Source organism: Streptomyces diversicolor, assembly GCF_057537855.1.
The window spans coordinates 99,512-111,037 of sequence record NZ_BAAJXA010000025.1; the positions used below are offsets into that span (position 1 = coordinate 99,512).

The 11,526-nt window shown below is 70.4% G+C and carries 11 protein-coding genes; 9 read left to right on the forward strand and 2 right to left on the reverse strand.

The window, feature by feature from the left end; all coding sequences use genetic code 11:
- Nucleotides 1–99 precede the first annotated feature (99 nt).
- The 9 genes from tsf (at nt 100) to AC27LF_RS27845 (ending at nt 10,069) form a co-directional block, all read left to right on the forward strand.
- Nucleotides 100–936: a translation elongation factor Ts gene (gene tsf / locus AC27LF_RS27805; RefSeq protein ID WP_479659055.1), complete on the forward strand. Its 837-nt coding sequence runs from the start codon at nt 100–102 to the stop codon at nt 934–936.
- Between the two features lie 189 nt (nt 937–1,125).
- The gene (gene pyrH / locus AC27LF_RS27810; RefSeq protein ID WP_479659054.1) at nt 1,126–1,884 is read left to right on the forward strand and encodes a UMP kinase; all 759 of its coding nucleotides are present in this window, start codon (nt 1,126–1,128) and stop codon (nt 1,882–1,884) included.
- A gap of 145 nt (nt 1,885–2,029) precedes the next feature.
- Nucleotides 2,030–2,587: a ribosome recycling factor gene (gene frr / locus AC27LF_RS27815; RefSeq protein ID WP_351735682.1), complete on the forward strand. Its 558-nt coding sequence runs from the start codon at nt 2,030–2,032 to the stop codon at nt 2,585–2,587.
- Nucleotides 2,587–3,771, forward strand: coding sequence for a phosphatidate cytidylyltransferase (locus AC27LF_RS27820; protein ID WP_479659053.1), 1,185 nt, complete (start codon nt 2,587–2,589; stop codon nt 3,769–3,771). Before frr ends, AC27LF_RS27820 begins: the two co-directional genes overlap by 1 nt.
- Before the next feature lie 248 nt (nt 3,772–4,019).
- Nucleotides 4,020–5,126: a dual-specificity RNA methyltransferase RlmN gene (rlmN, locus tag AC27LF_RS27825; RefSeq protein ID WP_479659052.1), complete on the forward strand. Its 1,107-nt coding sequence runs from the start codon at nt 4,020–4,022 to the stop codon at nt 5,124–5,126.
- Between the two features lie 282 nt (nt 5,127–5,408).
- The gene (locus tag AC27LF_RS27830) at nt 5,409–6,482 is read left to right on the forward strand and encodes a thiamine ABC transporter substrate-binding protein (protein ID WP_479659051.1); all 1,074 of its coding nucleotides are present in this window, start codon (nt 5,409–5,411) and stop codon (nt 6,480–6,482) included.
- A 107-nt stretch (nt 6,483–6,589) separates the two neighbouring features.
- Nucleotides 6,590–8,227: an ABC transporter permease gene (locus tag AC27LF_RS27835; RefSeq protein WP_479659118.1), complete on the forward strand. Its 1,638-nt coding sequence runs from the start codon at nt 6,590–6,592 to the stop codon at nt 8,225–8,227.
- Nucleotides 8,227–9,246 carry an ABC transporter ATP-binding protein gene (locus AC27LF_RS27840; RefSeq protein ID WP_479659050.1) on the forward strand — a complete coding sequence of 340 codons (1,020 nt, stop codon included), beginning with the start codon at nt 8,227–8,229 and terminating at the stop codon, nt 9,244–9,246. Before AC27LF_RS27835 ends, AC27LF_RS27840 begins: the two co-directional genes overlap by 1 nt.
- Before the next feature lie 25 nt (nt 9,247–9,271).
- A complete protein-coding gene (locus tag AC27LF_RS27845) occupies nt 9,272–10,069 on the forward strand; it encodes a maleylpyruvate isomerase family mycothiol-dependent enzyme (RefSeq protein WP_479659049.1) in 798 nt (265 codons plus the stop codon).
- A gap of 61 nt (nt 10,070–10,130) precedes the next feature.
- Here AC27LF_RS27845 and AC27LF_RS27850 read toward each other — a convergent pair whose 3' ends face one another.
- Nucleotides 10,131–10,832 carry an LAETG motif-containing sortase-dependent surface protein gene (locus AC27LF_RS27850; protein WP_479659048.1) on the reverse strand — a complete coding sequence of 234 codons (702 nt, stop codon included), beginning with the start codon at nt 10,830–10,832 and terminating at the stop codon, nt 10,131–10,133.
- A gap of 220 nt (nt 10,833–11,052) precedes the next feature.
- Nucleotides 11,053–11,460: a VOC family protein gene (locus AC27LF_RS27855; protein ID WP_479659047.1), complete on the reverse strand. Its 408-nt coding sequence runs from the start codon at nt 11,458–11,460 to the stop codon at nt 11,053–11,055.
- Nucleotides 11,461–11,526 lie beyond the last annotated feature (66 nt).

Genomic DNA, 11,526 nt, shown 5'->3' on the forward strand with positions numbered 1-11,526 from the left:
CCCGTAGGTCAGCACCGAGTCGGGGATCTGCCCCTACATGTAGATCGCAGACCGTGCAGATCTTCGATTCTCCAGACTTCGAGAAAGATTCACAGACTCATGGCGAACTACACCGCCGCCGACGTCAAGAAGCTCCGCGAGCTCACGGGCGCCGGCATGATGGACTGCAAGAAGGCGCTGGACGAGGCCGAGGGCAACGTCGAGAAGGCCGTCGAGGCGCTCCGCATCAAGGGCCAGAAGGGCGTCGCCAAGCGCGAGGGCCGCTCCGCCGAGAACGGCGCCGTGGTCTCGGTCATCGCCGACGACAACTCCTCCGGCGTCCTCGTCGAGCTGAAGTGCGAGACGGACTTCGTCGCCAAGGGCGAGAAGTTCCAGTCCGTGGCCGGCGCGATCGCCGAACACGTCGCGAAGACCTCCCCGGCCGACATCGAGGCGCTGCTCGCCTCCGAGATCGAGGCCGGCAAGACCGTCCAGGCGTTCGTGGACGAGGCCAACGCCAACCTCGGCGAGAAGATCGTCCTGGACCGCTTCGCGCAGTTCGCCGACGGCTTCGTGACCGCGTACATGCACCGCACCATGCCCGACCTGCCCCCGCAGATCGGTGTCCTGGTCGAGCTCGACAAGCCGAACGCCGAGATCGCCAAGGGCGTCGCCCAGCACATCGCCGCCTTCGCGCCCAAGTACCTCTCCAAGGATGACGTCCCGGCCGAGGTCGTCGAGTCCGAGCGTCGCATCGCCGAGGAGACCACCCGCGCCGAGGGCAAGCCCGAGGCCGCGATCGGCAAGATCGTCGAGGGCCGTCTGAACGGCTTCTTCAAGGACGCGACGCTGCTCGGCCAGCCGTACGCCCTCGACAACAAGAAGTCGGTCCAGAAGGTCCTGGAGGAGGCCGGTGTCACCCTGAAGCGCTTCACGCGCATCAAGGTCGGCATCTGAGTCCGTACCGCGATCGACACGCGACCCCGATAGGGTCGACAGCAGTCGTCCGCGCACACCGCCGCACCCGGGCACGCGGCGGACGGCAGCAGATCTGACGAGGAGGCCATTGCCGCGCATGGGAGCGAAGAGCGACCCCATCGGCAATGGCCTTCTTCGCATGCGCACCACGTGAAAGAGGCGGATCCCATGACCACCAAGCCCCAAAAGAGCGACGACGGCAAAGTTCGCGGCCGGTTTCTGCTGAAGCTGTCCGGAGAGGCATTCTCCGGTGGCGGGGGCCTGGGCGTGGATCCCGATGTGGTGCACAAGATCGCCCGTGAGATCGCCGCCGTCGTCCGGGACGGCGCGCAGATCGCGGTCGTCATCGGCGGCGGCAACTTCTTCCGCGGTGCCGAGCTCCAGCAGCGCGGCATGGACCGGGCCCGCTCCGACTACATGGGCATGCTCGGCACGGTGATGAACTGCCTCGCCCTCCAGGACTTCCTGGAGAAGGAGGGCATCCAGTCCCGGGTGCAGACCGCCATCACCATGGGGCAGGTCGCCGAGCCGTACATCCCGCTGCGTGCGGTGCGGCACCTGGAGAAGGGCCGCGTGGTGATCTTCGGCGCCGGTATGGGCATGCCGTACTTCTCCACCGACACCACCGCGGCCCAGCGCGCCCTGGAGATCGACGCCGAGGCGCTGCTGATGGGCAAGAACGGGGTGGACGGGGTGTACGACTCGGACCCGAAGGCCAACCCGGACGCCGTCCGGTTCGACTCCCTCGGCTACGGCGAGGTCATCACCCGCGACCTCAAGGTCGCCGACGCCACCGCCATCACGCTGTGCCGCGACAACAAGCTGCCCATCCTTGTCTTCGAGCTTCTCGCGGAGGGCAATATCGCCCGTGCCGTCAAGGGTGAGAAGATCGGCACACTCGTGGGTGACCAGGACGGTCGGCACTGACCGGAGAATCACCCGGACCCTGACCGGGGGATGGACAATGACCTGCCCGGTCGGGAACCGTGCAGGAAGAAGACGCGACGCAGCCGGCCGTGGGCCCCGACCAGGAACCGCAGCCGGGCCTACTCAAGACACGCAGGAGCAAGTGGTGATCGAAGAGACCCTCCTCGAAGCCGAGGAGAAGATGGAGAAGGCCGTCGTGGTCGCCAAGGAGGACTTCGCCGCGATCCGCACCGGCCGTGCGCACCCGGCCATGTTCAACAAGATCGTGGCCGACTACTACGGCGCGCCGACGCCGATCAACCAACTGGCCTCGTTCTCCGTGCCGGAGCCGCGGATGGCGGTCGTCACCCCGTTCGACAAGAGCGCGCTGCGCAACATCGAGCAGGCGATCCGCGACTCCGACCTGGGGGTCAACCCCAGCAACGACGGCAACATCATCCGTGTGGTGTTCCCCGAGCTCACCGAGGAACGCCGGCGCGAGTACATCAAGGTCGCCAAGGGCAAGGCCGAGGACGCCAAGATCTCCATCCGCTCGGTGCGGCGCAAGGCCAAGGAAGCCATCGACAAGCTGATCAAGGACGGCGAGGTCGGCGAGGACGAGGGCCGCCGTGCGGAGAAGGAGCTTGACGACACCACGGCGAAGTACGTCGCCCAGGTGGACGAGCTCCTCAAGCACAAGGAAGCGGAGCTGCTTGAGGTCTGATGAACGACTCTTCCTGGGGGGCGCCGCCACAAGCCGGGTACTGGGGGCCCGCCGAGCACGGCCCCGGTCAGGGGTACGGCCGGGGGGCCGCCCCGGCGGGTCCCGCGTACGATGCGCATGACGCGCAGCAGACTCGCCCCATGCCCATCGTCCCCGACGACGTACCCGCGCAGGGCGGAGACCAGGACCGGGACCGGGGGGCCGCTCGGCTGAGCGGCCCCCCGGCCCGCGACGAGACGTTCCGCAGCGGTGCGTACCACGACGGTGCGTACTACACCGAGACCCCGTCGGCGCGGCCCCACGGGGCGGCGCCGCAGAATCCGGAGCCCATGCCCGACGCCCGACAGCCCGCTCCCGCACCGCAGAAGAAGAGTGCGGGCCGGGACCTGGGTGCCGCCATAGGCGTCGGCATCGGGCTCGGAGTGGTCATCCTCGCGTCCCTGTTCATCGTCAAGGCCGTCTTCGTCGGCGTCATAGCGGTCGCCGTGGTGGTCGGGCTGTGGGAGCTGACCAACCGGCTACAGGAGCGCAAGGGCATCAGGGCACCCCTGGTCCCGCTGGCGCTCGGCGGCGCCGCGATGGTCGTCGCCGGTTATGTCCGCGGCGCCCAGGGCGCCTGGGTGGCCATGGCGCTGACCGCGCTCGCGGTCCTCGTATGGCGCATGACGCAGCCGCCGGAGGGCTATCTCAGAGACGTCACGGCGGGCGTCTTCGCGGCGTTCTACGTGCCGTTCCTCGCCACGTTCGTGGCGATGATGCTGGACGCCGACGACGGCCCGCGCCGCGTCCTGACCTTCCTGATCCTCACCGTCGTCAGCGACACCGGCGCGTACGCGGTGGGCTGGCGCTTCGGCAGTCACAAGCTCGCCCCGCGGATCAGCCCCGGCAAGACCCGCGAAGGGCTGCTCGGCGCGGTGCTGTTCGCCATGGTCGCCGGCGCCCTGTGCATGCAGTTCCTGATCGACGGCGGCGCCTGGTGGCAGGGACTTCTCCTCGGCCTCGCGGTCGCGGCCAGCGCCACCCTCGGCGACCTCGGCGAGTCCATGATCAAGCGGGATCTGGGCATCAAGGACATGGGGACGCTGCTCCCCGGTCACGGCGGCATCATGGACCGCCTCGACTCACTGCTGCCGACGGCGCCCGTGGTGTGGCTGCTGATGGTCCTGTTCGTCGGCTCCACATGAACCCTCTCCTGCCGGGGCGGTGACGGCCGTCACCTGTCGGCTCGCCTCCCCGTCTGCCGGTCCATGGCCGTGTCGCGGCCGGCCGCGCAGTTTCCCCGCACCCCTGTCGGCGGCGGGGCGCTGCGCGGCCCTGTACACGCTCCGGGCAGGCCCGGAGCAGTCGCGGTGACCGTCGGCGACCGTCACAGGACCGCCGGACCGACCGACCGGCGTGGCCACGAGGCCACTCGTGCGACACTGGTACGGCCATGCCTAAGCCCGGAGAACTTACCTTTGTTGCCCCGCGCGGTGCTCAGCGGCCGCCGCGGCATCTTGCCGATCTGTCGCCCGCCGAACGCAAGGAGGCGGTCGCCGCGATCGGTGAGAAGCCGTTCCGGGCGAAGCAACTCGCGCAGCACTACTTCGCGCGGTACACGCACGACCCCGAGCAGTGGACCGACATTCCGGCCGCCTCGCGGGCCCGGCTGCGCGAGGCGCTGTTCCCTGAGCTGATGACGGTCGTACGGCATCTGTCGACCGACCAGGGCACCACCCGCAAGACCCTGTGGCGGCTGTTCGACGGGACGCTCGTCGAGTCGGTGCTCATGCGCTACCCGGACCGGGTGACCATGTGCATCAGCTCGCAGGCGGGCTGCGGCATGAACTGCCCGTTCTGCGCCACCGGGCAGGCCGGTCTTGACCGGAACCTGTCGACCGCCGAGATCGTGCACCAGATCGTGGACGGCATGCGTGCCCTCAGGGACGGCGAGGTGCCGGGCGGCCCCGCCCGGCTGTCCAACATCGTCTTCATGGGCATGGGCGAGCCGCTGGCCAACTACAAGCGGGTCGTGGGCGCCATCCGGGCCCTCACCGATCCCGAGCCTGACGGGCTCGGCCTGTCCCAGCGCGGCATCACCGTCTCCACCGTCGGACTCGTCCCGGCCATCCACCGGTTCGCCGACGAGGGCTTCAAGTGCCGCCTCGCCATCTCGCTGCACGCGCCCGACGACGAACTGCGCGACACCCTCGTGCCCGTCAACACGCGGTGGAAGGTGCGGGAAGTGCTGGACGCCGGCTTCGAGTACGCCGCGCGGTCCGGGCGCCGGCTGTCCATCGAGTACGCGCTGATCCGGGACATCAACGACCAGGCGTGGCGCGGCGACCGGCTCGGCCGGCTGCTCAAGGGCAGGCCCGTGCACGTCAATCTGATCCCGCTCAACCCGACACCGGGCTCGCAGTGGACCGCGTCAAGGCCCGAGGACGAGAAGGCATTCGTGGCGGCCATCGAGGCGCACGGGGTGCCGGTGACCATCCGGGACACCCGCGGTCAGGAGATCGACGGCGCCTGCGGTCAGCTGGCTGCCACCGAGCGGTAGCCGGACGGTAGTCTGAGGGCGTCCATCACGTCACACCTTCCTATCGTCGACACCGGCTTCCGAAGCCTCGCCTTCCGAAACTTCATATTCCGAATATTCCGACAGGGGAGCGCCACAGCGCTGAGAGTGCGGCACACGGGCCGCAGACCCTCCGAACCTCGCCCAGGTCATTCTGGGTAGGGAGATCGGTCCTCACTCAAGCTGTTGCGCCCTGCCCGGACATCCCTCGCGGAGTCCGGGCAGGGCCGCGTCTCTTCCTGGTCAACCCCAGGAGGAATCCAGTTGCACACCAAGACCCTGGTGGCCGCCGCGGCCGGGCTCGCGCTGGTCACGCTGTCCGCGTGCGGGTCCACCGACGACGGGACCGCCGCGGACTCCAAGACCGTCACCCTCGTCAGCCACGACTCGTGGGCCGTCTCGAAGAACGTCCTCAAGGATTTCGAGCAGCGGTCGGGCTACACCGTCAAGGTCCTGAAGGACGGCGACGCCGGACAGGCCGTCAACAAGGCGATCCTGACCAAGGACAACCCGCAGGGCGACGTCTTCTTCGGCGTCGACAACACCCTGCTGTCGCGGGCCCTGGACAACGGGCTGTTCCAGCCGTACGAGGCCCGCGGCTCCGACCGGCTGCGGCCCGAGTTCAGGTCCGGCACGTCCGGGCACCGGGTGACCCCCGTCGACACCGGCGACATCTGCGTCAACTACGACAAGGAGTACTTCGACCGGCACGGGCTGACCCCGCCGCAGACCTTCGACGACCTGGTCGAACCCGCGTACAAGAACCTCCTCGTCACCGAGAACGCCGCCACCTCCTCGCCGGGCCTCGGCTTTCTGCTCGGCACCGCCGCCAGGTACGGCGACGGGGGCTGGCCGGAGTACTGGAAGAAGCTCAAGGCCAACGGCGTCAAGGTGGTGGACGGCTGGGAGCAGGCGTACGACGAGGAGTTCTCCGGTTCGGCCGGCGGCCGTAAGGCGGGCGGCGACCGGCCGCTCGTCGTGTCCTACGCCTCCTCGCCGCCCGCCGAGGTCGTCTACGCCGACCCGAAGCCGGCCACCGCGCCCACCGGAGTGGCCGCCGGCACCTGTTTCCGGCAGACCGAGTACGCCGGACTGCTCACCGGCGCCCGCAACAGCGCGGGCGGCAAGGCCCTGCTCGACTTCCTGATCGGCAAGGAGTTCCAGGAGGACATGCCGCTCACCATGTACGTCTATCCGGTGCGCGCGGACGCGAAGGTGCCCAAGGAGTTCGTGAAGTACGGCCCGCAGGCCAAGGACCCCCAGACTCTGGCGCCCGACCGGATCGCCGCCAACCGTGACCAGTGGGTCAAGTCGTGGACCTCGCTCGTACTGAAGTAGCCGACGCCACGGAGGCGGCCGAGGCGGCCCGGGCGACCGGGCCCGAGGAAGCGTCCGGTGCGGGCCCGGGCGGGCGGCGTACGGGGAGCGTGGCGCGGCTCGCGCTGATGGCCGGGCCGGTCGCGTTCTTCGCCGTCTTCTTCGCCTGGCCGGTGGCCGCGATCGTCGCCCGCGGGCTGAAGCCGGACGGCGCCTGGCAGTTGGGGCGGATCACGGACGTCGTGACCCGCTCCGACGTCCGGCACGTGCTGTGGTTCACCACCTGGCAGGCGCTCGCCTCCACGGCGCTCACCCTGCTGGTGGCGCTGCCCGGCGCGTATGTCTTCGCGCGCCTCGACTTCCCCGGCAAGCGGCTGCTGCGGGCCGTGGTCACCGTGCCGTTCGTGCTGCCGACCGTCGTGGTCGGCACGGCGTTCCTCGCCCTCGTCGGGCGCGGCGGGCTCCTCGACGACCTGTGGGGCCTACGGCTGGACACCACGGTGTGGGCGATCCTGCTCGCGCACGTCTTCTTCAACTACGCCGTCGTCGTGCGCACCGTCGGCGGCCTGTGGTCCGGGCTCGACCCGCGCCAGGAGGAGGCCGCGCGGATGCTGGGTGCCGGGCCGCTGACCGCCTGGCGCAAGGTGACCCTGCCGGCGCTGGCCCCGGCGGTGGCCGCCGCGGCGCTGATGGTGTTCCTGTTCACCTTCACCTCCTTCGGCGTGGTGCAGATCCTCGGCGGCCCCACCTTCGCCACGCTCGAAGTGGAGATCTACCGGCAGACGTCCCAGATCTTCGACCTGTCGACGGCCGCGGTCCTCACCCTCGTCCAGTTCGCCGCGGTGGGCGCGGTCCTCGCCGTGCACGCCTGGACGGTACGGCGGCGGGAGACCGCGCTGCGTCTGGTCGACGCCTCGCTGACGGCGCGCCGGCCGCGCGGGGCGGGGCAGTGGGCGCTGCTCGCCGGCGTCCTCGTCACCGTCACGGCGCTCGTCCTGCTGCCGCTCGCGGTGCTGGTGCAGCGCTCCCTCGACGCCCCCGGGCTGCGCTACTACAAGGCCCTGACCCACGAGGACGGCGGCACGTTCCTGGTGGCGCCGATCGCGGCGGTCGGCAACTCCCTGTGGTACGCGGTCGTCGCCACCGCCATCGCGGTGCTGATCGGCGCCCTGGCCGCCGCCGCGCTGTCCCGGCTTCCCCCTTCCCGGCGCCGCCCGACCGGGGGCGTCCCCGTCGCGGACCGGGTCGTCCGGGGCTTCGACGCGCTGCTGATGCTGCCGCTCGGTGTGTCGGCCGTGACCGTCGGCTTCGGATTCCTCATCGCCCTCGACGAACCGCCGCTGGATCTGCGGCAGTCCTGGATCCTCGTCCCGCTCGCGCAGGCACTGGTCGGCGTGCCCTTCGTGGTCCGCACGATGCTGCCGGTGCTGCGGGCCGTCGACGGGCGGCTGCGGGAGGCGGCGGCCGTGCTCGGGGCGTCGCCCTGGCGGGTGTGGCGGGAGGTCGATCTGCCGCTGGTGCGGCGGGCGCTGCTGGTCGCGGCCGGGTTCGCGTTCGCCGTGTCGCTCGGGGAGTTCGGCGCGACCGTGTTCATCGCCCGGCCCGACAACCCCACGCTGCCGGTCGCCGTGGCCCGGCTGCTCGGCCGGCCCGGAGACCTCAACTACGGCCAGGCGATGGCCCTTTCCACGATTCTGATGGTGGTGTGCGCGGCGGCCCTGCTGGTGCTCGAACGGCTGCGCCCGCACCGGAGCGGGGAGTTCTGATGCTGCTGAGCCTCATGTCCGCGACCGTCCGCTTCGGCGGGCGGACCGTGCTCGACGCCGTGGACCTGGAGGTGGCCGAGCACGAGATCGTGTGTGTGCTCGGGCCCAGCGGCAGCGGCAAGTCGACGCTGCTCCGGGCGGTGGCCGGACTGCAGCCCCTGGACTTTGGTCGGGTCCTGCTCGACGGGCGGGACCAGACGGGCGTGCCCGCGCACCGGCGCGAGGTCGGCCTGATGTTCCAGGACCACCAGTTGTTCCCGCAGCGGGACGTGGGCGGCAATGTGGCGTTCGGACTGCGGATGCGCGGCGCCTCGAAGGAGCGGCAGCACTCCGGCGTACGGGAGTTGCTGGAACTGGTCGGGCTGCCGGGCGCCGCCCGGCGGGCCGTGGACCGGCTCTCCGGGGGCGAGCAGCAGCGGGTGGCGCTCGCCCGGGCCCTCGCGCCCGGGCCGCGGCTGCTGATGCTGGACGAACCGCTCGGCCAGCTCGATCGCTCGCTGCGGGAGCGGCTGGTGGTCGAACTGCGGGAGCTTTTCGGCCGGTTGGGCACCACCGTGCTCGCCGTCACACACGACCAGGGGGAGGCATTCGCGCTCGCCGACCGGGTGGTGGTGATGCGCGACGGCCGGATCGCCCAGTCCGGTACGCCCCTTGAGGTGTGGCAGCGGCCCGCGGACGAGTTCGTGGCGCGCTTCCTCGGCTTCGAGAACGTCGTCGGCGCACAGATCACCGGCGGCGTGGCGGTCACGCCGTGGGGGAAGCTGCCGGTGCCCGAGCCCGCGCCGCAGGGCCGGCGCACCCTGCTGGTGCGGCCCACCGGTGTACGGCTCGGACCGGCGGACGAGGGGCTGCGCTGCACGGTGACTGCCCGCACCTTCAGGGGCACCCATGTCACCGTCCATCTCCAGCCGGCGGACGGGCCCCGCCTGGAGGCGGCGTGCGCGCTGCGGTCGGCCCCGGAGGCCGGGGCCGAGGTCGGGGTGGTCTTCGATGTGGCGGAAACAGTCGTGCTGGACTGAGGGCCGTGCCTCTAGGGTGAGCGCCATGGCCCGTCTTGCCCATGACCGTTACGTCGATGAGATCGCCGGCCAGGTAGCGCAGTTGCGGGACGTGGTGACCGGTGGCGCCGATCTGTCCGCGCCCGTGCCGACCTGCCCGGACTGGCGCCTTGAGGAACTGGTGTGGCACGTCGGCGGTGCCCTGCGCTGGGTCGCCGCGACCGTCGCCGGCCGGGCCGAGGAGCACATTCCGGGCGACGAGGTCCCGGAGTTCGCGGGACCGGGGCCGGGCAGCGCCCCCGCCGTCCTGGACGCGTGGTTAGCGGACAGCGGCCGGCTGGTGGTGGACGCGCTGCGCGAGGCCGGACCCGACACCGAGGTGTGGGCCTGGGCCGGTGACCGCTCCTCGGGCTTCTGGGCCCGCCGGACGGCACACGAGATCACCGTGCACCGCGCGGACGCCGCCCTGGCGGCCCGACTGCCCTACGAGGTCGCGCCGGACATCGCCGCCGACGCGATCGACGAGGGGCTGGAACTGGTGGAGTGGGCGCAGCACACCATGGCGCGCGATCCGGCGCGCGATGTGCGCGGCCCGGACCGGAGCATCCATCTGCACGCCACCGACGCCCCGCCCGGACTCGATGCCGAATGGCTCATCCACCTCGACGAGGACGGCGTGCGGCACAGCCGCGGCCACGCGCGGGCGACGGTGGCCCTGCGCGGCCCGCTGACCTCCGTGCTGCTCGCTGCCTACCGCCGACTGCCGCTGGACAGCCCGGAGTTGGAGATCGTGGGCGAGCGGGCGGTGCTGGAGTTCTGGCTGGAGCGTACGGCGTTCGGCTGAACGGCCGTGGCCCGCCCCCGCAGTGCGGGGACGGGCCACGGCGGAATGCCGAACCGGGGTGTCAGCGACCGCTGTTCGCCCCGCGGCGGCGCATGCCGAAGAACACGGCGCCACCGCCGACGACGACGAAGGCGGCGGCCAGACCGGCGATCAGACCGGTGTTGGAGTTCGCACCCGTCTCGGCGAGGTTCGAGTCACCGGCCGCCGGGGACGGCGCGTTGCTCGACGTGTCCGCCGGGGCGGTGCTGGTGCTCTGCGAGGCCGACGGGGTCGGGGTCTCGGACTCGGCAGGGGGAGTGGACTCGGACTCCGACGGCGACGGAGTGTCCTCCGACGGCGTCGGGGTCGGGGTGTCCTCGGTCTTGCAGGCCGTGGACGGGGTGGTGAGGTCGGGCTTGATGTCCTCGTCCACCTGGTTGCCGGCCTTGACGTGGATCCGGTACGTCGCGTTGGGCTTCCAGTCCTCGGTGAACGTGACGGTGGTGCCCTCACGCGAGCCCTTGATCTCCTGGGGCTCACCGACCTGCTTCTCGTCGGCACCGTTGTTCTCCAGGAACACGGTGATGACAGCGGGCGTACCGGAGGCGTCCTTGTCGGTGACGACGATGACGCCGTTGGTGCCGTCGCACTTGGCTTCGGCGGAGAACTCACTGATGTTGCAGGCGAGCGCGGAGTTGGTGACGCCCAGTGCGAGCGCCACGGTCGCGGAGGCAACACCCAGAATGCGCACGGAACGACGTGCGCTACGGCGAGTTATGGACACGTTTGTCCTTTACAGAGTGCATCTGCGGGGGGCTTGCGGGGGTGATGAGGCAACGACGAAGTCCCGCTTCAGCACCCCCTTGAGACTCACAGGTCTATAAGCGGTTCATAAGCACTGTCAATCCGGATGCCCCCCATGGGCGCCGGCTTTGCACTCTTGTTAACTCCCGGGAGGTTTCAATGACTTCGGAACCGATTCGATCCGGCCGCCCGGCGCGATGTCAGCCCTGCACCGCCGCCGGATCCATCCACATGACCTCCCAGGTGTGGCCGTCGAGGTCGTCGAAGGCGCGGCCGTACATGAAGCCGTGGTCCTGGGGGGTGCCGCTCGCCGTGCCGCCCGCCGCGATCGCCCGGTCCACCAACTCATCGACCTTCTCGCGGCTTTCGGCGCTCAGACACAGCAGCACCTCGCTGGCCTTGGCCGAGTCGACGATCTCCTTCGAGGTGAAGTCGGCGTAGCGCTGCTTGCCGAGCAGCATCGCGACGATGGTGTCGCTGATGACGACGCAGGCGCAGTCGTCCCCACTGAACTGCGGGTTGATCGTGTACCCCAGCTCGGTGAAGAACCTCTTCGACGCCTCGACGTCGGCGGTGGCGAGATTCACGAAGATCATCTGCTGGTACATGGGGGCCTCTTCCCTCGGGTGTGTGCCGTTCGAGGGGTAGACCGGGGGCCGCGGGGAAACTCATCG

Excerpts from the sequence above, each read along its gene's own strand:
- tsf (WP_479659055.1), top strand. The coding sequence starts at position 100 with ATGGCGAACTACACCGCCGCCGACGTCAAGAAGCTCCGCGAGCTCACG.
- AC27LF_RS27835 (WP_479659118.1), top strand. The coding sequence starts at position 6,590 with ATGGCCGGGCCGGTCGCGTTCTTCGCCGTCTTCTTCGCCTGGCCGGTG.
- rlmN (WP_479659052.1), top strand. The coding sequence starts at position 4,020 with ATGCCTAAGCCCGGAGAACTTACCTTTGTTGCCCCGCGCGGTGCTCAG.
- AC27LF_RS27840 (WP_479659050.1), top strand. The coding sequence starts at position 8,227 with ATGCTGCTGAGCCTCATGTCCGCGACCGTCCGCTTCGGCGGGCGGACC.
- AC27LF_RS27845 (WP_479659049.1), top strand. The coding sequence starts at position 9,272 with ATGGCCCGTCTTGCCCATGACCGTTACGTCGATGAGATCGCCGGCCAG.
- AC27LF_RS27820 (WP_479659053.1), top strand. The coding sequence starts at position 2,587 with ATGAACGACTCTTCCTGGGGGGCGCCGCCACAAGCCGGGTACTGGGGG.
- pyrH (WP_479659054.1), top strand. The coding sequence starts at position 1,126 with ATGACCACCAAGCCCCAAAAGAGCGACGACGGCAAAGTTCGCGGCCGG.
- AC27LF_RS27855 (WP_479659047.1), bottom strand. The coding sequence starts at position 11,460 with ATGTACCAGCAGATGATCTTCGTGAATCTCGCCACCGCCGACGTCGAG.